Below are 21291 nucleotides of genomic sequence, written 5' to 3'. Positions count from 1 at the left end.
CTGCCACATGGGCAAGGCTCTACCATCGTGTGTGTAAACGATGAACTAAAACTACATGTCCCGCACAGACACAATCACTTCATCAAATTTATCGGTATTGTTCAGAAACCAGGCAATCTTGCGTCCCACTTCTTCCGGGGAGGCCAGTTCACCTTGTTCCTTGTAATCTCTAAACCGCTGCACATTGCTAAACTTATCAGCATCGCTCTCCCGGATATGCTCCTGCATAGCAGTGTCTACAACACCCGGCGACAGGGCGTATACCCGCACGTCAGTAGCCCGCACATTCTGCTCCTGCTGTATCGTCTGCGACAACATATCAATCGCTGCCTTAGAGGCGCAATAACTGGCCCAGCCGTCTATCGGGTACTTTCCTGCTCCTGAGCTGATATTCACGATCACTTTCGGAATTTGTAGCGACTGGTATACCTGCAGGAAGGTATTCATCAGCATGGCCGGCACAATCACGTTGATATCAAACACAAACTCAAAGCGCTCGTTCGGCATCCCTTCGCCTACGTAGCCAATATCTCCCAGCACACCGGCATTGTTGATCAGCACAAGACGTTCAGCATCTTTAAAAGGCACGAACACCTTATGCAGGTTGTGCTCCACAGCAGGTATATCCGAAAAATCCAGCGGCTGATGGCGGTAGTTCTTGTGCTGGATGGTGCTGTTGCGGCAAACACCAATTACAAAATTGCTCTCGTCCTGCAGTAATTCCTCAGCGATAGCTTTACCTATACCTTTGCTCGTTCCGGTGATGATGTAGTAGTTCATGGGAGTTTAGGAGTTTGTGAGTTTAGGAGTTAAGAGTTGTTCTCAACATACGATTTTGGATCGTGTATTGATTATACCTATACCTGCTGGCAGATGTTACTTTCAACAAAAAAGCTGTTGCCTCTGCTTTCGCGGAAACAACAGCTTTTAATTTCGTGAGTCACAGACTCGTTTGGATTTAAAAGTGACGGGAACAATTCCTGCGCCAGATCTCTAAAGAGTATGCGCACGATTCGGGCAGGTAGCGACTTGCTCCTAAACTTAAAGAATATACTGACTCAAATCGCGATTCTTCACCATGTCAGCCAAACGATCCAGCACCATCTCGCGGTTTACCACAATATGGGCATTGGCACCGATCTTATCCGGCACGTCGAAGAGGATGTCGTTGAGGAGACGACTCATAACAGTATGCAGACGACGGGCACCGATGTTCTCTACCTCTGAGTTTACCTCGTAAGCGATGTTGGCGATTTCATCCAATGCTTCGTCAGCAAAGCTCAGCTCTACGTCTTCTGCTTTCAACAGAGCCTCGTACTGCTTGGTCAGTGCATTCTTCGGAAACTTCAGGATCTGGTAAAAGTCGTCCTTGGTCAAGCTCTGCAGCTCCACACGAATCGGGAAGCGGCCCTGCAACTCAGGTATAAGGTCAGATGGCTTGGCTACGTGGAACGCGCCGGCTGCGATAAACAGGATATGGTCGGTGTTGATCACGCCATACTTGGTGTTCACCGTAGAGCCTTCTACGATTGGCAGCAAGTCACGCTGCACACCTTCGCGGCTCACATCCGGGCCGCTGCCTTTGCTGCTGGCACTAGCTACTTTGTCAATCTCGTCAATGAAGATCACGCCGGAATTTTCCGCTTTGAAGATCGCTTCCTCTTTTACCTCGTCCATGTCGATCAGCTTAGAGGCTTCTTCCTCCAGCAAAATCTTACGGGCTTCAGCGATGGTCACCTTGCGCTTCTTGGTCTTCTTGGGCATCATGCCGCTGATCATCTCCTGGATGTTCATCATGGAAGCCTCGTCCATACCTGGCCCCATCGCGCCTATACCTGGCATGGCGCTCTGCTGAATGCGGATCTCGATCTTGCGGTCTTCGAGTTCGCCGTTACGGATCTTTTCTCTGAATTTCTCACGGGTGCGCTCGTTCAGCTCGTAGTCATTGTCCGGCATGCCGTTTGACTCAGAAGTACTCGAGAAGCTTGGCGTAGCACGGCCACCTTGTATTGGCGGAATCAGCGCATCGAGGATGATGTCTTCCACCACCTCGGCGGCCTTCTGCTTCACCTCTTCCTTTTTTCGGGTCTTCACCATATTCACCGACTGCTCCACCAGGTCACGTACCATGCTTTCCACGTCGCGACCCACGTAGCCTACTTCTGTAAACTTAGAGGCCTCCACTTTGGTGAAAGGGGCATCGGCGATCTTGGCCAGACGGCGGGCGATTTCGGTTTTACCCACACCCGTTGCACCGATCATCAGGATATTGTTAGGCACGATCTCGCGACGGATATTCTCGTCGGCGTTCATACGGCGCCAGCGGTTACGCAGTGCGATGGCCACATTTCGTTTAGCGTCTTTCTGCCCGATGATATATTTATCCAGCTCCTCAACAATCTGGGCTGGTGTTAAATGCTCTAATGAATCTAACATGTTCTATACTTAAAATTTATAAAACTGGCAGCTGAACTCATAGTACCAACTGCCTTAATCTTTACTCTTACGTTTCAGGAAGGTGCCTGTATCAGTGCTGAGCGTGATATAATGCGTGCCGCCCGACGGATGGAAAAAGGCGCTTCCGTAATTCAACTCGAAGGCCCGAACCCGCAGCATAGCTCCTACTGAGAAACCCGCCCCACCTGCATTGCTATCAAGCCGAAGCTCTTTGCGCCGCAAATGGTTATACCCGGCCCGCACCTGAAAGTTTTTGCTGAAGATGAACTCTGTGCCCACCACGAAATGCCGTGCAATCTGGTCACCAACCTTTTTCTCCTCCTCCACCTCGTTACCGTTGGCATCCAGTCTTGTCGAGGTGTTGGGGTCCAGGTATACAACGTCAAACTTGTACAGGTGGTGTGCCGTGAGTGAAAGCCTTACCGGCATGTGCTCCGGTTTATAGCTGGCACCTAGCTGCACGTCAAAAGGCATCGCTTGCCGATCGGCACCTGTAAAGGAGCGCACCTGGTAACCGATATTCTTAAAGGCCATTCCTATGCTCAGGTCGTGCTCAGGGTGCTGAAAAGCACCTCCCACATCGGCCAGTATACCTACCGCTTTGTCGCCTACCATACTCGAGACAGCTACTTTGGCGGTAGCACCCACTGTAAAAGCCTCCGCCTGCCGCGAATGGCTAATGCCCAAGGTATAGTCGTTCACCGAAAAACTGCCTTCTTCCATACCTGTGTGATCGCGCTGCACAAAATCACCATAGTTCAGGTAATTCAGACTCGCAGCCCAACGCCCATACCTGCTTGTGTTGAAGGCATAAGCCAGGTTACTCTGTCTGATGTCCGCCAGGTAGCCAACGTAGCTTAGGGACAACTGACGGTCCATGGCTTCGTTCAGCAAAGCTGGGTTGGAAGCCACCATGTTCACATCATGCCCCGGCGCACTCACGTTCACGCCGCCCAGCGCCGCCACCCGCGCATTGCTCGGCAACTGCAAAAAAGGAAACCCGCGCTGCCCACCTACCTGCGCCCAACCACTGAGCGGAAAGCCCAGAAGCACAGCAAGAAAAAAGGCGGCGGCCAGCTTCATGGCTTACTCCTCACTCCTCCCATTCTCCGTCACCACCAACTTCAGGGGATGCTTTACCTTCTGCTTGAGCAGGGCAATCTGCACGACTTCATCTACACGGTCCACATAGTGAATATGCAGACCTTTGATGTACTGATCTGGAATCTCCGTAATGTCTTTGCGGTTTTTCTGGCAAAGAATAATATCCGTTATACCTGCTCTTTTTGCAGCCAGAATCTTCTCTTTGATGCCGCCCACCGGTAGCACCTTACCACGCAGCGTAATCTCACCCGTCATAGCCAGACGTGACTTCACTTTGCGCTGCGTGAACACAGAGGCAATGGAGGTGAAGATCGCTATACCTGCCGAAGGACCGTCTTTCGGCACAGCGCCTTCCGGGAAGTGGATGTGCAAGTCGTATTGGTCAAACAGGCGGTAGTCAATCTCCAGTAACTCAGCATGAGCCTTCAGGTAAGAGATCGCCGTCATGGCAGACTCCTTCATCACATCGCCCAACTGGCCTGAAAGTGTCAGTTTGCCTTTGCCTTTGCTCAGAATGGACTCAATAAACAGGATATCACCACCTACCGAGGTCCAGGCCAGGCCCGTTACCACACCAGCTGTGTCGATGTCCTGGTAGATTTCCTTGTCGAAGGTCTCTGGCCCCAGAATCTTCACCACATCATCTGGCTTGATTGAAGGAGTATATTTCTCTTCCATCGCCTTCTGCTTGGCCGTGTTGCGTATCACCTGCCCGATCTTGCGCTCCAGGCTTCGTACACCTGACTCGCGGGTATAGTCGTCAATCACTTTCTGGATGGTGGCTTTTGACATTTTCACGTCTTCCTCCTCCAGTCCGTGCTCCTTCACCTGCTTCGGCACCAAGTGGCGTTTCGCGATCTCGGTCTTCTCTTCTAAGGTATAGCCAGTCAGTTCGATGATCTCCATACGGTCGCGCAGGGCGGGCTGAATGGTATCCAGAGAATTGGCAGTGGCAATGAAAAGTACCTTCGAAAGGTCGTACTCTACATCCAAGTAATTGTCCATGAAGGTATGATTCTGCTCTGGATCCAGCACCTCCAGCAAGGCTGAAGACGGATCGCCACGAAAGTCAGAGGCAAGTTTATCGATCTCGTCGAGGATGATCACCGGGTTGGAGGAGCCTACTTTTTTAATCTGGCTGATGATCTTGCCCGGCATAGCGCCCACGTAGGTACGACGGTGACCGCGAATCTCGGCCTCGTCACGTACACCACCCAGTGACATTCTGACATATTTGCGACCCAAAGCTGTGGCTATGGAACGACCAAGCGAGGTCTTACCCACACCCGGAGGTCCGTACAGGCACAGGATCGGCGCCTTCATATCTTTTTTGAGTTTGAGCACGGCCAGGTACTCAATAATGCGCTCCTTTACTTTCTCCAGACCGTAGTGGTCGGTGTCGAGTATCTTTTTGGTGCGCTTCAGGTTGAAATTATCTTTGGTGGTCTCGTTCCAAGGCAGGTCCAGCAAAAACTCCAGGTAGTTTACCGCCACCGGATACTCGGCGGCCTGCGGATTGAGACGGGCCAGTCGCTCTATCTCTTTGTTGAAATGCTTGGCAATCTGCTCTGGCCATTTCTTTTTAAGAGCACGCTCCCGGAATCGCTCGATCTCCTGGTCAGGTCCCTCCTGCCCCAACTCGTCCTGCAACACCTTGATCTGCTGACGCAAGAAGTAGTCGCGTTGCTGCTGATCAATGTCAGTGTGTACTTTGGTATGGATCTCCTGCTTTAGCTCCAGTAACTGAATTTCGCGCAGCATGATTTCGAGGAGTTGCGTACCGCGCTCTACACCGTCGTTCACTTCCAGCAGCTTCTGCTTCTGCGCCACATCCACGTTTAGGTTGCTCGACAGGAAGTGGGTCAGGAAACTTGGGCTATCAATATTATCGAGGGCGACCTGCGCCTCCTGCGGAATTTCGGGGTTGAGCTTGAGCATTTTAGCAGCCGCATCTTTGAGCGAGTGCACCAGTGCCTTTACCTCTTTGCTCTTCTTATTTGGGAAGGTGTCTTTGCAGTAGCTTACCTTCGCTGACAGGTATGGGTCCTCCTGCGTCACCTCTTCAATCTTGAAGCGGCTCTGCCCCTGAATGATAATGGTCGTGTTACCATCCGGCAGCACCAGCATTTTCAGGATCTTGGCCATGGTGCCGATGTCGTACAGGTCTTCGGCCGTGGGATCGTCGCTGTTCGTGTTGCGCTGCGCCACCACACCGATAATCTTATCGCCTTTATGGGCTTTGCGCACCAGGCGCACTGATTTTTTGCGGCTAACGGTAATAGGCAATACCACACCCGGAAACAATACTGTGTTGCGCACCGCCAGGATAGGCAGCTCGCCCGGCATCTCTTCCGGCAGCATTTCTTCATCAGGGTCTGTGGTGATTACCGGAATCAGATCGTCGCTATCGTCTATCGACATGTTTCCGATTAAAAGATGGTTTAAAAAGTTCTTCAGTGTATAGTTCATAGGTTGTATCAGTGCCAAATTGACATAAAGATAGTGGAAATTCCGCTTTATGCCTGTGGAGTGTATAATAGTCAAGAGCTGTGCCAAGTGCGCCCTCCCGCCCAAATTGTCGCACAGGTAGCAGCGTTGGCACTTATCCACAAAATATAAGGGATAATTAATAAATCGTTTCAGAACATAGGCTAAAAAATAATATCTTTGGTTTCAGGTATCATGCTCTGTGCCGATGAAACGACTTATTACTCCTGCTTTCTTCCTGCTGCTCTTGCTGGCTCCACTCCTGTGCATGGGTCAGCTGAAGCATACGCCATTGCAAGACGGACCTGATGTAAAGGTGAAGAAAAAGGCTCCGAACCAGGAGATGCACCTGGAATTCCCGAACCTCAACAAGATCACCTTTTACAAGGATTCGAAGAAGCTTTCGGAAATACAGCGCTTGGAGCGACGCAAGCAATACGGGCAGGCACTTCCCCTGCTGGAGCGCTACGTACGCAATTTCGGCATTCAGAACTTCTACAAGGACACGAATCTGCTTTGGAGACTAGGTCAGCTTTATGAGCGTCAGGACATGATGGACCAGGCCATGGAGGTATACCGTCTCGTTCTCAAGCACCACCGCAGCGATGTGCGCCAGGTACAATCCTATTACGACTCGCTGGAGCAGAACACCAAGGACTACTACGTCCCGCTGAGTTACTATTATGAACTGGTGGAGTACCGCAAGTCCATCTCGACCTACCAGCCGCCGCGTGGGGTATACCTGAACATGGGCAATAGCATCAACTCTCCTTACGAAGACTATGGCCCTACGCTCAGTGCCGACAACAATAAGCTTATTTTCACTTCAAAGCGTACCTTCCAGGGTATAGAGAGTAAGCCGAACGAAGACCTGTACTATTCTGATAACAGCAATGGTTACTGGACAGAAGCGCAGTCATTTGGCAAGCCGATCAACAGCATCTACAACGAAGGCTCCGCCACACTCACCCGCGATGGCAAGACCCTCTACTTTGCCCGTTGCGAGTCACCGGACGGCTTTGGCAATTGCGATATCTATAAAGCCACGCTGCAACCCAATGGTGAGTGGCATGAAATTGAGAACCTTGGCCCTAACGTGAACAGCCCTTCCTGGGACTCGCAGCCGACTCTGTCACCTAACGAGGACACGCTCTATTTTGCCTCTGACCGCCTCGGTGGTTTTGGCTTGTCTGATATCTATTTCACACACAAGCTGAAGAACGGGGCTTGGGCACCGGCTCAGAACATGGGGCCAGTTATCAACACCCGCCAGAGTGAGGTAAGCCCCTTCTATCATCCAAAGTATAAAGTGCTCTACTTCAGCTCCCGTGGACAGTTATTCAATTTCGGTGATTTCGACATCTACAAGACTTACCTGGTAGGAGGCAAGTGGCAGGAACCGCGCAATATTGGTCCTCTTGTCAACGGGCGTGGCAGCGAGTACTACTTCACCATCGATTCGCAGTCGCAGAACCTGTATTATGCCCGTTCCGAAGAAAGCGACATTAAGAACCTGGAACTTTACTCTTTCCCGCTGCCGATGGAAGCACATCCGCTGGCTGTGACTAAAGTAGAAGGCGTCTTGCGCGACTCGGTTTCCAATAAACCGCTGTCGGGCATCATCTCCATCATCGACCTTGATAACGGCATCGAGATCTCGTCGAAGTACATTCGTCCCGATGGTTCCTTTGCCTTCAACCTGATCGACAATTCGCGCTACATGATGATCATTCAGAGTCCGGATTTCTTCACCATCGAGCGGGAACTGGCCCTGCAACAGGATACTTCGCTGCAGATTATGACCAAAGTGATTGATCACAGCATCCCAATGGTATTCCGAAATATTGAGTTTGAACCGAACGAATCGAATATTACACCGGAGATGCACCCAATATTGGATGAGGTGGCTTATTACCTGGCTGAAAACCCAAGTTACCGACTTGAGATCTCAGGCCATACCGACAGTGCCGGAGACCCTGAGTTCAACCAGATTCTGTCTAAGGACCGGGCTGATGCCATCATGATGTACATTCAGCACAAAGTGCGCATCGACGATGGCCGGATTGATGCCTATGGCTACGGAAGCAGCAAACCGCTGCGTGAAGAGAGAACGGAAGAAGATCGCCGCATTAATCGCCGCGTAGAGTTCAGGCTAATAAAACCAGTACTGCAGGGACGAGGTATAGGAAAGTAGTTTACCTCGATTGTTATACCTTATGCCATTCACCGCTGCGCATCCCGCTGCCATTCTTCCTTTGCTCAAACACAGTCGCTGGTTCTCGGCTACCGGCCTGATCACAGGCAGCATTGCTCCGGATTTTCAGTATTTTCTGCTGCTCCCACTTTTCAAGCATGGCGGCCATACCCTGGAGGGCTTGCTATACTTTAACCTGCCAGTGGCGCTGGTTATTGCCAGTGTTTTTCACCTAATCGTACGTCGGCCAGCTGTGGCACACCTCCCCGATTGGCTGAAACGCCGCGCCCTGGCTGTATCGCAGCTCAAGTGGATTACCTATCTAAAGGAGCGTTGGTTTGTATTTGCAACATCGGTTATCATCGGCGCAGCTTCGCACATTTTCTGGGATAGCTTTACGCACGAAACAGGTTACTTCGCAAGTCGGCTGCCCCTGTTGACCAGCATGGTGCATGTGATGGGTCAAGAGATTATGCTTTGCCGTATCATCCAGCACAGCAGTACGCTGGTAGGTGGCTTTCTTATCCTCCTCTATACCTGGCGTCAGCCGACGGTGACTATACCTGACAGGGTGAGTTTGGAGCAGAAAATGTGGTTCTGGACAGGTATAGCAATGGCGGGTTTTGCCTTTATGGGCTATGCCCTTTACGCCAGCGCTTTTATGCGTTCAATGATGGGTGTGGTGGTTTCGTTTCTGACAGGTTCTATGATGGCGACGGTCATCATCAGTATAATGGCGCAATTGAGCTGGCGCAGGCAGCGTTCTTAGAAAGACATTTTGCGGGTACCGTCGTTCTTCTGGAAGAGGGTGCTGTTTACCTTTCCTTTGTAGTCCAGGTTTACAATGTTCATCTGATCGTTGAAAAGCTCCTGCAGCACAACATTGCGCACATACAGGTGGGTGAGGTTTTGCGTCTTTACAGGCACTTCCAGGTATACCCACACGACATCAGCCTCCTGCTCGGCTCCGACAAAGGTATGTTTCAGCGGTTTGCCTTTCTCCAATTCAAAAGATAGTGTCGCCCCCATGTAGTCCTGCACCATTTGCTGCACTTGCGGCGCCTGGCTATACCTTACCGTTGATTTGTTCCTGAGAGAGAGTGCATTCTCCAAGTCATCCATAAACACCTTCACAGCTACTTCCAGGCTTTGCGTGCGCGGGTTGTACCGGGCGTCGGTAATGCTGGCGTGATAGTCGTGGGCGTGGGCGGCAAGGCTCGTAAAACTGAGCATCAGTGCCAACAGGATTATTCGGAACATACTTACTTCTGGGCTTGCGGAAGGTCTGCCAGCACGCGACGGGCCATGTTCGGCATATTGTCGCTCACAATGCGCTGCACGTCGTTCATGTTCGACTGATAAGGCACTTTCACCTTGTTGCCTGACACGAGCTCTCCCTTGCTGTCATAGATTGAGTAGTGAACCAGGAAATCGCGTTCGTAGTTCCAGCTGGCGCGGTCGAGGCAATTCTCGTAATTGGTCTTCACCTCAAACTGGTTGATGAACACGTAGTAGTCAATGCCATACTGGCCGTTGAAGTGTGAGAAGAATTTCGGGTCTTTCACCTTCACACCAAAGTGCTTGTTCTCGTCCTGCGCCACGGGCACAGTGGCTGGCTGCCCGCCTCTGATGTTTACTTTTTCTTTCTGGCGTTTTACCCAATCCAATGCGTTTTCACGCTCTTTTACAGCTGGCTGGTGGTTGTAGCGCGACTGCTTGTTGTCCTGGTAGCCGTAGCTCAGAGATTTGTACAGGGAGCTCAATTCGCTCACGCTGTCGCGATACACACCGCCCAGCAGGTTGATCGTTTCATAACCCTCCGGCGCCAGCATTGCATTTAGCCTGCCACGGAACACATAGCGCACGTTTTGACGTGGTATCTTAGAGTGACGGGCGATTTCGTCGTCAGCGTCAGAAAAGTATAGATAGGGATCAAACGGCACCACCAGGATGCGCTGCTTTTCCTTGCTTTCCAGCGTAGGCAGCTTGGAAGCCGATGCCGATGTACTTGCCTGCGTACGGGCTGGGGCTGTTGGGTTAGTCGTACTGGTTGCTCTTGCTGACTGTGCAGGCGGAGTAGCAGCTGACCTGGAAGCTTGTGTCGGTGGTGCGGCCTGGGTCTTGGCGACAGGCTGCTTAGCTGGCGTAGCCTGTGTATTGGCTGCGGTGTTTGCTGGTTTTAAAGCTGGCGGCGAAGTATTCGCATTGTTGCGCTGCTGGCTGTTAGCCGAAGCAGGCTTGGCAGCAACTGTTTTGGCTTTCGCTTGACGGTTCGTCAGGTATAGCGTCTGCCCCATGTTCAGCTGCGTTCCGTTCCACTTCTGCAGCGAGTCGAGTGGGATGTTGAACCGGCGCGACAGGCTGTAATACGTGTCACCTTGCTGCACCAGGTAGGTGGTGTCAGCTATGGCAGATGGCTGCGGTATAGAAAAAGCCGATGCTACTGGTGTAGCACCGGCTTGATTAAATGCAAATAGAACAAAAAGAATGGCAATAGTTAGGACGCTCTTCACGATGGCTTTCATAAAAGAATCTTTGGTTAGAAGATTATCTTGAATACATCGTTAAATATAGCAAAAGCCATTAAGCCCAACAATAAAACCATGCCCACTTTTTGAGCGTTTTCTAAAAAATTATCTGACGGCTTGCGGCCGCTGATCATCTCGTATGTCAAAAATACAACGTGGCCACCATCCAGCGCAGGTATTGGCAGGAAGTTCATAAAGGCCAGCACCATCGACAGCATACCGGTGATCGACCAGAACTTGTACCAGTTAAAAGTATCACCGAAGATCTGCGCTATACCTATTGGTCCGCTCAGTGACTTGGAAGCTGAAACCTCGCCTCTGAATATTTTTCCAAATCCTTTCAGGTTGGCCGTGATCACACCAAAAGCCTGGTTGGTACCGCGAGGAATAGACTCACCTAAGCTGAAATCACGGGTGGCGTACTCCAACAGCGGCTTCTGATAAAAGCCCAGCGTACCGTCTTCGTTTACAGTAGCTTTCAGGGCCACAATCTCCTCATTACGCTCTACTTCAATGTTCACAGGCTTACCGGCATACTTCTGCATCGCCGCCTGGAAATCGCTGAAGAACAGCGTGCTTTCACCGTTTACTGATTTGATATAGTCTCCTGCTTTCAGACCAGCTTTGTCAGCGTTGCTATTGGGCTCCACCTGACCTACCATGAACGGCTCTCGTGGCTGGATGAACACCATACGCTCCTTGTTGTCGGCCATGCGGTCCATGAAATCGGCAGGTATAGGAATATCCACCTGGCTACCGTTGCGCTCTACTGTATAGTAAGAGCCACGGTCCAGCAGCATGTCCATGGAGTACACGTCATTGAAATTCTCCAATGGGCGGCCATTCAGTGCCACAATCTTATCGCCAGGCTGGAAACCGAGTTCCTGTCCCAGCTGATTTGGCTGCACGCCGTACTTCACCTCACTGGCTGGCAGGTATGTTTCGCCATAGTGGTAGTTCAGGGCAATGAAAATCACAATACCCGTAATCACATTCACGATGATACCGCCCATCATCACGATCAGGCGCTGCCAAGCTGGTTTGGCTCTGAATTCATACGGCTCCGGGTCTTTCTTGAGCGCTTCTGTATCCAGCGACTCGTCCACCATACCTGTTATCTTCACGAAACCGCCCAGTGGAATTGCCCCCACCATGTACTCTGTTTCGCCTATTTTCTTACTAAATACCTTTGGTGGGAAACCAATCGCGTACTTCTCAACACGCATACCAAACCATTTGGCAGTCAACATGTGTCCCAGCTCGTGCAATCCAACCAATATTGTCAGGCCCAAAAGGAGCTGGCCCACCATTATTAAAATATCCATTTAATAGAAATAAATTTAGAATCGATGATTATGAAAGAGCTTAACGCACCTCAGAAGCTCTTAAAGGCTCAGCTTATTAGCTAAACTTGCCGCGTAAGCACGTGTCTCTCTGTCTGTTGTAACATAGTCCTCGTAAGAAGGATTCGCAATATACGCAACTTTTGCCATACTGCTTTCGATGATGTCGGACATCTCCAGGAAGCCAACCTCCTCACGCAGGAAGGACTCCACGGCAATCTCGTTGGCTGCGTTGAGGATGCAGGGCATGTTGCCACCACGCTCCATGGCCTCAAAAGCCAGTTGCAGGTTGCGGAAAGTCTCCAAATCCGGCTTCTCGAAAGTGAGCTGCGGATAATCCAGAAAGCTGAAGCGGGGGAAGTCGTTCTTAAGTCGGTTTGGGTAGCCCAGCGCATACTGGATGGGGAGTTTCATGTCGGGCAGACCGAGCTGCGCCTTGATGGAGCCGTCCTGAAACTGCACTAGCGAATGGATGATGGACTGCGGATGCACCACCACCTCGATCTGCTCGTTTTTGAGCCCAAAGAGCCACTTCGCCTCAATCACCTCCAGCCCTTTGTTCATCAGCGAAGCTGAGTCAATGGTGATCTTGGCGCCCATCTCCCAGTTCGGGTGCTTCAGCGCCTGCGCCCGGGTCACCTGGCGCAGTTCGTCGGCTTTGCGGCCACGGAAAGGCCCACCCGAAGCTGTCAGGATGATTTTCTCGATCGGGTTGTGAAATTCGCCGGCCAGGCACTGGAAAATAGCACTGTGCTCAGAGTCTACTGGGTAGATGTTCACCCCCTGCTGTTGAGCCAGATCGGTGATCAGCTGTCCGGCCACGACCAGGGTTTCTTTGTTAGCCAGCGCGATCTCTTTACCGGCTTTGATGGCGCGGATAGTTGGCTGCAGACCGGCATAGCCCACCATAGCGGTGAGCACCATGTCTACTGTCCCCATCTCTACAATAGAGTTGAGCGCATTAGCACCGGCGTATACCTTAATGGCTTCGTGCTGCAGGGCATCGCGCACCTGCTCATAGTAGGCTTCATTAGCGATTACGACTACATTCGGCTTAAAGGCCAAAGCCTGAGCTATCAGCAGATCGGCGTTATTATTGGCGGTGATCACCTCCAGTTCAAAACTATCAGGATTGGCCCCGATCACCTCCAGGGCCTGCGTGCCGATGGAACCTGTGGAGCCAAGTATGGCAATTCGTTTCATTCGTTTGTTTTAGTAGTAAGGGCGCCCGAGGACTCAATCAGGCCATCGGCCAGCTTGCGGTCGTTGCTCAGACGCGGCACTTTGTTCTGCCCGCCAAGTTTGCCCTGCGACTTCATGTAGTGGCGGAACGTCCCCTGCGGCAGTGACCTGATTTTCAGATCGGCCAGGATATGGCCTGTGATCAGGTCGTCATAATAGGTATTCAGTTTCTGCAATTGCGCGTTCAGTTCTTTTTCAAAGGCCTCCATATTGGCAGGAGGTATAGAAAACTCTACAAACCACTCGTGAAAAGATTGTCCCTTATCCTGACTCACGTAGGGCGCCACCGTGAACTCTACCAGTTCCACCAGGGAGTAGCTTTGCATCGTGCGCTGCATCGCCTTCTCCACCTCCTCGCCTATCACGTGCTCGCCAAAAGCTGAGATGTAGTGCTTGATGCGACCACTCACGATCAGCTTGTAAGGCTTCACGGATGTGAACTTCACCGTATCGCCTATGGAGTAAGCCCACAGGCCGGCATTGCTGCTAACAACCAATGCATAATTCACGCCCGGTTCCACTTCGCCAATGGTGAGGCGGGTCGGGTTTTCATTGAAGTACTCATCGGTCGGTATGAACTCAAAGAAGATGCCCGCATTCAGTAACAACAACAGTCCTTTGTCGTGCTGCTCGTTCTGGTAAGCGAAAAACCCTTCGGAGGCCGGAAATGTTTCGACGGAATCAATCTCGCGACCGATCGACTCGAACAGTTTTTTGCGGTAAGGCTCAAAATTCACGCCACCATACACAAACAGCGAAAAATTCGGGAAAATATCCTTAACCGGCTTGCCTGTCTGCCTGATCAGCTTATCAAAATACATCTGCACCCAGGGCGGTATACCTGAGATAAGCGTCATGTTCTGATCGATCGTCTCTTCGATGATCTGGTCGAGCTTGGTCTCCCAGTCCTCGATGCAGTTGGTTTCGTAGCTCGGAAGCTGGTTGGTGCGCAGGTAGCCTGGCACATGGTGGTTCACGATACCCGACAAACGCCCGGTATGGATCCCTCCTACCTCGTCGAGCACCGGACTGCCTGACAGGAAGATCATCTTGCCGTCCAGAAAACTGGAATTGCCTGTTTCGTGGATGTAGGACAGCAGCGCGTCTTTCGCCCCGTTGATGTGGTTGGGTATAGAGTCTTTGGTGATCGGGATGTACTTGGTGCCCGAGGTGGTGCCGGATGTTTTGGCCAGGTAGATCGGCTTGCCGGGCCACAGGATGTCGGGCTCGCCTTCTTTTACGCGGTTGAAGTACGAGGCTAGTCCCTCATAGTCGCGCACGGGCACGGCCTTTACAAAGTCGGCGTGGGTCTTTATTTCAGAAAAATGATGTTCGCGGCCAAAGGCGGTCTGCTGCGCTTTTTTGATGATCTTCTCAAAAACAGCTCGCTGCGCTTCTACCGGGTTCTGTATCCAGGACTGGTGTTTTTTGTGCACGTAAGCGGCCAGGGGCTTACTGAGCCATGCTTTCACACCCATATGGTTTTTCTTTTTTTAGAAGGGGTAAATATAGCCAGATAAACGGGCTTTGCCATAGTCGTTCACCATGTTTTACCGACATGTTATTTTTAGGGTTAACAAAAAACGGCCTCCTGTAGTTTATAGGTATTGTATTCATCTAAAAACTACACAAACGATAGAACTCATGAAAAAAAGCACAGCAAAGGCTCAATGGAACAAAGGCCTTAAAAACGGCAGCGGAGAAGTAGCATCAGGCAGAGGACACTTTAAAGCGAGCTATACCTTCGCTTCCCGCTTCGGCGACGACACTTCTGCCACTAACCCCGAGGAACTGATTGGCGCCGCACATGCTGGCTGCTTCTCTATGTTTCTGAGCTCCCTGCTCGAGAAAGCCAACCACGAGCCGGAGTCAGTGCAAACAACTGCTACTGTACACCTTGGCGAGAAGGATGGCGCTCCGCAAATCATGCTGATCGAGTTGAACACTGAAGCCCGGGTGGAAGGTATTGAGGACGATGAATTTCAGAAACTGGCGCAGGAGGCCAAGGCAAACTGCCCTGTTTCAAAAGCATTGGGAGCCGTGCCGGAGATAAAACTGACTGCCTCACTAAAAAAATAAAATTACTATATTGCAGCTTGCACATAAACTGTGCTCGTTTGTTTCACTTTAATAGCTTTATATGCCAACAGCCGGTAATGCAAGATCGTCGCTTTTAGTACAGTTAAGCCCTTCGCGCAATGCTAAGCTTTCGTTCACAGTGCAACTGGTGCTTACCCTTTTCTGGCTGGCCTGGGCCACGATGCTCCTTCTGAGCGATAACCCAACCAACGACCAGAATTACCTGTACTACATTTTCTTCGGCCTAGCGGTCGTTTTTCTGGGCTATGTGATCCTGCAGAATACCTCTGTATTCGGCATACAGTCTTATATTGAAGTGACACCGGAGTATATCGTGCAAAAAAACGGCGTGTTCCGCACCAAGATGATCACGGCTATACCTGACATCGAAGCGGTACATGTATCGCCAATGGCCCTGCGCATTACGCAGCGTGATGGCAACAAGGTATACCTCGACCTGAAGCAGATCCGCAAGAAGCGTGACATTGAGAAAGTGAAGAGCAGAATCCGTGAACTGAGCACCCAGCATAACTTCGAAGTAACTGAAGCTAATCTGGCTTAAGCAAGAATGCCATGAAACCCTCTGCCGAAAAACTCCGCTTCTGCTTCATAGTAGTTATTTTGCTGACTGCCGTGCTATACTTGGAGTTCAGCCCTAATGCCAGCCCGCAGGCCTATTTTGTTTTGGCACTTGGTAGTATACCTGCTTTGCTAGCGGGGGTGAATAAACTGCAGAAAGCGAGAAAATAATCAATTAAATGATTCTTTAGAAAGAGGGCAATACCTGCGCAGGTATTGCCCTCTTTCTATTCCAGGGAACAAACGATAGGCATAGCCCAAACAAGAACGGCCGCTACTAAGGTATAGTAGCGGCCGTTCTTGTTTTATATCGGTCAGGTATAGCTTAACCTGCTTTTGACTTAAACTTCTTCTGTAGTTCCTGAATACTCACTTTAAACTTCTTGTCGGTATCAATCAGGTCCGAAACCGTCTGCACCGAGTGGATCACCGTACTGTGGTCGCGGCCGCCAAAGTGGTAGCCGATGGACTTAAGCGAATGGCTCGTGAACTCCTTGGCAAAGTACATGGCCACCTGGCGCGCCGTCACGATCTCCTTCTTACGGGTCTTGGCCTTGAGTGAGTCCAGGCTCACCTGGAAGTATTCTGCCACTGTTTTCTGGATGAAGTCGAGGTTTACCTCTGTTTCTACATCCTCAATAATATGCTTCAGGGCCTGCTTGGCAAGCTCCAGGTCAATTTCTTTGCGGTTTAGCGACGACTGTGCGATCAGGGAGATCAGTACCCCCTCAAGTTCACGCACGTTGGTATCCACACTGTAAGCCAGGTATTCCACCACATTGTCAGGAATATCGATTCCGTCGCCCTGCATCTTTTTCTGGATGATGGCCATACGTGTTTCGAAATCCGGGCTCTGAAGGTCGGCGGTGAGCCCCCACTTAAAGCGGGACAACAGACGCTCTTCAAGGCCCTTGAGGTCGCGTGGCGGACAGTCAGAGGTCATCACGATCTGCTTGCCGGACTGGTGCAGGTGGTTGAAGATATGGAAGAACATCTCCTGTGTCTTCTCCTTGCCGCTCAGGAACTGCACGTCGTCGATGATCAGGATATCCACCAGCAGGTAAAAGTTGGCGAAGTCCTGTACGTTGTTCGTCTTAAGTGACTCAATGAACTGGTTCACGAATTTCTCTGACGACACGTAGAGCACGAACTTCTCCGGGTTGCTGTTCTTGATGTGGTTGCCAATGGCTTGCACCAGGTGCGTTTTGCCCAGTCCCACACCACCGTATACCATCAGCGGGTTGAAGGAAGTCGTCCCCGGCTTATTGGCCACGGCATAACCAGCCGAACGCGCCAGGCGATTACAGTCACCCTCGATGTAGTTCTCGAAGGTATAGGCTCCGTTCAGCTGCGAGTTCAGGAAGTTGCGGTCGATGGTCTTAGACTCGAACGGGCTCTTGATGAAATTTTGCTCCGGCCGGTAAGAGTTAACAACGGCCTGCGGGATTTTCTTTGTTGGGATATTAACCGTTTGCGGTTTGTTCGCCTCATTGCCACGGTCCACAATGATAGAGTACTCCAGGCGCCCCTCGCTGCCCAACTCCTGGTAGATCACTTTCTTCAGCAAACCTACATAGTGTTCTTCCAGCCACTCATAAAAGAACTGGCTAGGCACTTGTATGGTCAGCACGTTGTCGCGCAGGGACAAAGGCTTGATCGGTTCGAACCAAGTTTTAAAGCTCTGTTCGCCAATATTTTCCTTTATTACCTGTAGACAGTTACTCCATACTGTTGAACAGTCTTTTATCATCCAATTTTCCAAAACACAAAAGATTCGTTTGGTGCAACAAACCTCTCCTTAACGGCGGGGGGTTACAAATTTGACTAATTTATTCTAAACAAAAAATTATTTATTCACGAAGTTAATACAGGGTTATCCACAGCCAAGACAGCGGTCCTTGTGTCGGTCCTTCTCTTTGATTTTCTGCTGAATGTAACATCTATTCTGCCCAAAAACAAACCTGACCAACCCACTTGATTGATCATAGTTTCATGGCCATTTTCGTGGCGTAGCACCTCCGGCTTATCCATGAAAGTATGGGTATGTCCACCCAGTATGAGGTCGATGCCGCTCACCCGCGTCGCCAGCTTGCGGTCGTCTATCATTTCGGTGTCGTAACTGTAGCCGAGGTGCGAAAGACAGATCACCAAATGGCACTTCTCCTGCTCCTTCAGCACCTCCACCATTTCGCGGGCTTTCTCCACAGGGTCCAGGTATACGGTCTCGCCATACATGTTCTTACTCACCAAGCCATTCAGCTCTATACCCAGGCCAAACACACCTACCCGTACACCCTGCTTTTCGAACACCTTGTAAGGCTGAAAACGTCCTTTCAGGATAGTGTTTGAGAAGTCGTAGTTAGCCGTGAGAAACGGAAAACCGGCCAGCGGAAGCTGTTTTTGCAGTCCTTCCAGCCCGATGTCGAAATCGTGATTACCGAGGGTAGCCGCATCGTAACCCATCTGGGTCATCAGTTTGTACTCAAGCTCGCCTTCAAAGAAGTTGAAGTATGGCGTGCCTTGCCAGATGTCGCCGGAGTCAAGCAGAAGCACGTTGGACTCCTGTTGCCGAATATTTTTGATCAGCGTGGCACGGCGGGCCATACCGCCCATACCGCCATACTTGCGCCCGTCATCCGGAAAGGGGTCGATGCGGGAATGCTGGTCGTTGGTGTGCAGGATAGTCAGTTTAATGCCATCGCGGGCGGCCTCTGCCGAAAACGGCATACCAAGCATGCTTATACCTGCCGCGCCGAGGGCCGTGTGCTTCAAAAAGTCTCTTCTCTTCATGATTAGGTATAGCTTATTGGATAACGGTCACACGCTTTTCGGCTGGGGCTGTCACCTGTTTGCCAGCAGCTGTGAGCTGTTGTATTTGCTGGTGTATAGCGTCTCGCAGCAAGAGGCCCAGCTTTTCATATTTGATGGGGTTCTTGAGCATGACGAGATTGTCGCCGCCGCCGGCCAGGTAATCGGATGTCAGCAAGGTATAGGTCTTGTTGGGATCGAAGGGCTGGCCTTTGATTTTAATGTCTCGTGCTTTGCCATCGGCTACGGTGTAGGTGGCATTGCCAATGTAGATGATCTTACGGGAGGCGGCGTCGTCGAACAGCTGCTCCACGGTTTTTCCGCTCAGGGTAAGCACCACCATCTCGTTCTCGAAAGGCATCAGCTCAAAAATATGGCCTGTAGTAATGTTGCCTTCCGGCAGCGGCACACGGAGTCCGCCCTCCGTTGTGATGGACAGGTCGATCGGCTTGCCGTAGATCGGTTCGCTCTGAGCCAGCTGCAGATCCACCACGAAGTTGCCAAGTGGCGATTCGTAATCACCTTTGCCCAGGGCCACTGGCGCTGTACCTACCACTTCCGACATTTTCACTGTTACTTCCTGGCGGTACGGAGCCACCAGCGCCTCCACTGCCGGATCAACTGCAATGGTTTTGTCAACGGCCAGGTCTGTCTCGCCCAGATTGGCCGAAGGCTGCAAGGGCCGCTGGCAGGCAACCAAACTCAGGGCCAGGGCCAACCCGGAGATGTACTTTAAATAAGGGCGCTTCATGGGGTACTGCTGTAATTATCCCCAAAGTTATCAACATTGCGGTGCTCCGGCAAAGCGCCAGCCTAGATTATTTTTTCTTGGGCACTTACTAAAAACTTACACGTTGTCACCCAGTTATATAAATGTTTGGCTATATTTTTGAGGCCTAATTTTTATATATGAATTATTATCTCAGCTTTCACTACTTATTTGTCATCCGAAAGATTATGTTGGTATAAAGCAAGAGACAAATAGTCAAATAATTAAACGAATAATACTAAACCAAAACAGTTGTTCGTATTATAATAAACCTCTACCTCTAATCTATTGGCTATGAAGAAAATACATTTACTCCTTTGCCTTACCTTCTTGCTTTTTGTGCCGATAATGTCTCAGGCAACCCACATTTACAGTGGTCACATCAGCTACACAGTGGACCCGCAGAATCCGCTGAGGTATAATTTTGTACTGACAATTTCGGCTTTTGCCCACTCCCCTGCCGACGAACCTTATACTATAATGGCAATGGGCGATGGCAATACAGTACGTGTAGAAAGGAATATTCCTACCATCCGTACAAGCAGACACTACACCACACAGACCTTTAGCTGGACTTATACTTACGAGACGATTGGTAATTACCTGGTGCAATGGACCAGCGAAAACCGTAATGGCGGCATCATCAATATTGGAGGGATATCAGATCAAGTATCTTTAAACATCTATACCCGCGTGAAAGTCGGAGCCACACCACAAAACCTAAACGGAGCTAAACTAGCAGGCTCACCCATCATCGATGCTTTTGTCGGTGAGCCTTGGACACATAATTTACTGGCTTACGATGCGGATGGCGATTATCTGATGTATAAACTTGTGACACCCCGACACAAAAACCAAGCCGGTCAAACAGATGAGATTCCTAATTACACCAGGCCTGTTGGACTTACCATAAACGAATTTGGCGAACTGCACTGGCCTAGCCCTGTTCAAAAAGGCCAATACGTAATAGCAGTGTTAATAACAGAAATGCGTGATGGGCGGGAAGTCGGGTCTATGCTGGTAGATTTTACTATGAACGTACTCGAACGATCCAGCCTGCCCACGATTAGCATTATAAACAAGGACCGCCTAACAATAAATGCAGACGGCTCTATCCAAACATGGCCCGGGCAGCCAGTCAAACTCGAGTTCTACCTCCGCGAGAACGCTGAAAGTGATCAGCCGTTGACGGCTAATGCCTTTGGAGAAATAGATACACTACAATTAGTTGCATCTTCGCTGAGTTACCGTGACACACTAGGGGGCTTCGCAGTTACCTATACCTTTACACCTTCTGCTAATCTGGAGCGCACGGAGCCTTACCTCATGGGCATGCGGGCGAGGCAGCTCAACAGAGAATCTAATTCTTCTTTTTCGCGTGATGTTGAGTTTGATTGGGCCTTTGCCTACTTCTACATAGGAGAGCAGCGGCGCCCGCTTTCTTCTGGTGACAATTTCCCTCCCGAAAGGCCAAAGCTATACCCGAACCCCGCACGGGGCGAGTTTGCCATTGAGGCACCTGACCTGCCAGGCCTGCACCTGCTGGTGCGGGACATCACAGGCAAAGTGGTGGCAAGCTATACCTTGAGGCCAGGCAGAAATGACTTCATACGACCGGCTAAGCTAGCTTCGGGTCTGTATACTTATACCCTCACCAGTCGGCTATCACCCATAGAAACAGGGAAACTGGTGCTGCAATAG

18 protein-coding genes are annotated in these 21291 nt (G+C 50.7%); 6 read left to right on the top strand and 12 right to left on the bottom strand.

The window, feature by feature from the left end; genetic code table 11:
* Nucleotides 1-51: 51 nt before the first annotated feature.
* From Q1A54_RS03805 to lon, 4 genes are all read right to left on the bottom strand, one after another.
* Nucleotides 52-780: an SDR family NAD(P)-dependent oxidoreductase gene (locus Q1A54_RS03805; protein WP_299985137.1), complete on the bottom strand. Its 729-nt coding sequence runs from the start codon at nucleotides 778-780 to the stop codon at nucleotides 52-54.
* Between the two features lie 261 nt (nucleotides 781-1041).
* Entirely contained in the window at nucleotides 1042-2436 is a 1395-nt protein-coding gene (hslU, locus tag Q1A54_RS03800; protein WP_299985135.1) for an ATP-dependent protease ATPase subunit HslU, read from the bottom strand.
* Nucleotides 2437-2490: 54 nt separating this feature from the next.
* Nucleotides 2491-3540 carry a type IX secretion system protein PorQ gene (gene porQ, locus Q1A54_RS03795; protein ID WP_299985133.1) on the bottom strand — a complete coding sequence of 350 codons (1050 nt, stop codon included), beginning with the start codon at nucleotides 3538-3540 and terminating at the stop codon, nucleotides 2491-2493.
* Between the two features lie 3 nt (nucleotides 3541-3543).
* Nucleotides 3544-6030 carry an endopeptidase La gene (gene lon, locus Q1A54_RS03790; protein WP_299985131.1) on the bottom strand — a complete coding sequence of 829 codons (2487 nt, stop codon included), beginning with the start codon at nucleotides 6028-6030 and terminating at the stop codon, nucleotides 3544-3546.
* Between the two features lie 226 nt (nucleotides 6031-6256).
* On the opposite strand from lon, the gene Q1A54_RS03785 reads away from it, so the two are divergent.
* On the top strand, nucleotides 6257-8242 hold the full coding sequence (locus Q1A54_RS03785) for an OmpA family protein (protein WP_299985129.1): 1986 nt from the start codon (nucleotides 6257-6259) through the stop codon (nucleotides 8240-8242).
* Nucleotides 8243-8264: 22 nt separating this feature from the next.
* Nucleotides 8265-9011: a DUF4184 family protein gene (locus Q1A54_RS03780; RefSeq protein ID WP_299985127.1), complete on the top strand. Its 747-nt coding sequence runs from the start codon at nucleotides 8265-8267 to the stop codon at nucleotides 9009-9011.
* Here Q1A54_RS03780 and Q1A54_RS03775 read toward each other — a convergent pair.
* The 5 genes from Q1A54_RS03775 to Q1A54_RS03755 are packed head-to-tail and all read right to left on the bottom strand — an operon-like array spanning nucleotide 9008 to nucleotide 14833.
* A complete protein-coding gene (locus Q1A54_RS03775) occupies nucleotides 9008-9502 on the bottom strand; it encodes a DUF6702 family protein (RefSeq protein ID WP_299985125.1) in 495 nt (164 codons plus the stop codon). The two genes, Q1A54_RS03780 and Q1A54_RS03775, sit on opposite strands and share 4 nt — an antisense overlap.
* A gap of 2 nt (nucleotides 9503-9504) precedes the next feature.
* Nucleotides 9505-10767 carry a LysM peptidoglycan-binding domain-containing protein gene (locus Q1A54_RS03770; RefSeq protein WP_299985123.1) on the bottom strand — a complete coding sequence of 421 codons (1263 nt, stop codon included), beginning with the start codon at nucleotides 10765-10767 and terminating at the stop codon, nucleotides 9505-9507.
* Nucleotides 10768-10781: 14 nt separating this feature from the next.
* Nucleotides 10782-12095 (bottom strand): RIP metalloprotease RseP, encoded by a 1314-nt coding sequence (gene rseP, locus Q1A54_RS03765; RefSeq protein ID WP_299985122.1) that lies wholly within the window; start codon nucleotides 12093-12095, stop codon nucleotides 10782-10784.
* Nucleotides 12096-12155: 60 nt separating this feature from the next.
* Entirely contained in the window at nucleotides 12156-13316 is a 1161-nt protein-coding gene (locus Q1A54_RS03760; protein ID WP_299985121.1) for a 1-deoxy-D-xylulose-5-phosphate reductoisomerase, read from the bottom strand.
* Nucleotides 13313-14833 (bottom strand): GH3 auxin-responsive promoter family protein, encoded by a 1521-nt coding sequence (locus Q1A54_RS03755; protein WP_299985119.1) that lies wholly within the window; start codon nucleotides 14831-14833, stop codon nucleotides 13313-13315. The genes Q1A54_RS03760 and Q1A54_RS03755 overlap by 4 nt, the downstream gene beginning before the upstream one ends.
* A 166-nt stretch (nucleotides 14834-14999) precedes the next feature.
* On the opposite strand from Q1A54_RS03755, the gene Q1A54_RS03750 reads away from it, so the two are divergent.
* The 3 genes from Q1A54_RS03750 (at nucleotide 15000) to Q1A54_RS03740 (ending at nucleotide 16184) form a co-directional block, all read left to right on the top strand.
* The gene (locus Q1A54_RS03750) at nucleotides 15000-15434 is read left to right on the top strand and encodes an OsmC family peroxiredoxin (protein WP_299985117.1); all 435 of its coding nucleotides are present in this window, start codon (nucleotides 15000-15002) and stop codon (nucleotides 15432-15434) included.
* Nucleotides 15435-15495: 61 nt separating this feature from the next.
* The gene (locus Q1A54_RS03745; protein ID WP_230391921.1) at nucleotides 15496-15996 is read left to right on the top strand and encodes a hypothetical protein; all 501 of its coding nucleotides are present in this window, start codon (nucleotides 15496-15498) and stop codon (nucleotides 15994-15996) included.
* 11 nt (nucleotides 15997-16007) lie between these two features.
* Nucleotides 16008-16184, top strand: coding sequence for a hypothetical protein (locus Q1A54_RS03740; protein ID WP_299985115.1), 177 nt, complete (start codon nucleotides 16008-16010; stop codon nucleotides 16182-16184).
* Nucleotides 16185-16338: 154 nt separating this feature from the next.
* Here Q1A54_RS03740 and dnaA read toward each other — a convergent pair whose 3' ends face one another.
* From dnaA to Q1A54_RS03725, 3 genes are all read right to left on the bottom strand, one after another.
* The gene (gene dnaA / locus Q1A54_RS03735) at nucleotides 16339-17763 is read right to left on the bottom strand and encodes a chromosomal replication initiator protein DnaA (RefSeq protein ID WP_007654476.1); all 1425 of its coding nucleotides are present in this window, start codon (nucleotides 17761-17763) and stop codon (nucleotides 16339-16341) included.
* 104 nt (nucleotides 17764-17867) lie between these two features.
* A complete protein-coding gene (locus Q1A54_RS03730) occupies nucleotides 17868-18803 on the bottom strand; it encodes a bifunctional UDP-sugar hydrolase/5'-nucleotidase (protein WP_196114382.1) in 936 nt (311 codons plus the stop codon).
* Between the two features lie 13 nt (nucleotides 18804-18816).
* Nucleotides 18817-19572, bottom strand: a complete 756-nt coding sequence (locus tag Q1A54_RS03725; RefSeq protein ID WP_299985112.1) for a 5'-nucleotidase — start codon at nucleotides 19570-19572, stop codon at nucleotides 18817-18819.
* A gap of 312 nt (nucleotides 19573-19884) precedes the next feature.
* Between Q1A54_RS03725 and Q1A54_RS03720 the strand changes: the two genes are divergently transcribed.
* Nucleotides 19885-21291 (top strand): T9SS type A sorting domain-containing protein, encoded by a 1407-nt coding sequence (locus tag Q1A54_RS03720; protein WP_299985110.1) that lies wholly within the window; start codon nucleotides 19885-19887, stop codon nucleotides 21289-21291.

It is taken from the genome of uncultured Pontibacter sp. (assembly GCF_947502515.1).
In the GTDB taxonomy this organism is placed as follows: domain Bacteria; phylum Bacteroidota; class Bacteroidia; order Cytophagales; family Hymenobacteraceae; genus Pontibacter.
This window is presented reverse-complemented; position numbering and strand designations above follow the sequence as displayed.

Excerpts from the sequence above, each read along its gene's own strand:
- Q1A54_RS03750 (WP_299985117.1), top strand. The coding sequence starts at position 15,000 with ATGAAAAAAAGCACAGCAAAGGCTCAATGGAACAAAGGCCTTAAAAAC.
- Q1A54_RS03760 (WP_299985121.1), bottom strand. The coding sequence starts at position 13,316 with ATGAAACGAATTGCCATACTTGGCTCCACAGGTTCCATCGGCACGCAG.
- dnaA (WP_007654476.1), bottom strand. The coding sequence starts at position 17,763 with ATGATAAAAGACTGTTCAACAGTATGGAGTAACTGTCTACAGGTAATA.
- Q1A54_RS03785 (WP_299985129.1), top strand. The coding sequence starts at position 6,257 with ATGAAACGACTTATTACTCCTGCTTTCTTCCTGCTGCTCTTGCTGGCT.
- porQ (WP_299985133.1), bottom strand. The coding sequence starts at position 3,540 with ATGAAGCTGGCCGCCGCCTTTTTTCTTGCTGTGCTTCTGGGCTTTCCG.
- Q1A54_RS03755 (WP_299985119.1), bottom strand. The coding sequence starts at position 14,833 with ATGGGTGTGAAAGCATGGCTCAGTAAGCCCCTGGCCGCTTACGTGCAC.
- Q1A54_RS03745 (WP_230391921.1), top strand. The coding sequence starts at position 15,496 with ATGCCAACAGCCGGTAATGCAAGATCGTCGCTTTTAGTACAGTTAAGC.
- rseP (WP_299985122.1), bottom strand. The coding sequence starts at position 12,095 with ATGGATATTTTAATAATGGTGGGCCAGCTCCTTTTGGGCCTGACAATA.
- Q1A54_RS03780 (WP_299985127.1), top strand. The coding sequence starts at position 8,265 with ATGCCATTCACCGCTGCGCATCCCGCTGCCATTCTTCCTTTGCTCAAA.
- Q1A54_RS03720 (WP_299985110.1), top strand. The coding sequence starts at position 19,885 with ATGAAGAAAATACATTTACTCCTTTGCCTTACCTTCTTGCTTTTTGTG.
- Q1A54_RS03775 (WP_299985125.1), bottom strand. The coding sequence starts at position 9,502 with ATGTTCCGAATAATCCTGTTGGCACTGATGCTCAGTTTTACGAGCCTT.
- Q1A54_RS03730 (WP_196114382.1), bottom strand. The coding sequence starts at position 18,803 with ATGAAGAGAAGAGACTTTTTGAAGCACACGGCCCTCGGCGCGGCAGGT.
- lon (WP_299985131.1), bottom strand. The coding sequence starts at position 6,030 with ATGAACTATACACTGAAGAACTTTTTAAACCATCTTTTAATCGGAAAC.
- Q1A54_RS03770 (WP_299985123.1), bottom strand. The coding sequence starts at position 10,767 with ATGAAAGCCATCGTGAAGAGCGTCCTAACTATTGCCATTCTTTTTGTT.
- Q1A54_RS03740 (WP_299985115.1), top strand. The coding sequence starts at position 16,008 with ATGAAACCCTCTGCCGAAAAACTCCGCTTCTGCTTCATAGTAGTTATT.
- hslU (WP_299985135.1), bottom strand. The coding sequence starts at position 2,436 with ATGTTAGATTCATTAGAGCATTTAACACCAGCCCAGATTGTTGAGGAG.
- Q1A54_RS03725 (WP_299985112.1), bottom strand. The coding sequence starts at position 19,572 with ATGAAGCGCCCTTATTTAAAGTACATCTCCGGGTTGGCCCTGGCCCTG.
- Q1A54_RS03805 (WP_299985137.1), bottom strand. The coding sequence starts at position 780 with ATGAACTACTACATCATCACCGGAACGAGCAAAGGTATAGGTAAAGCT.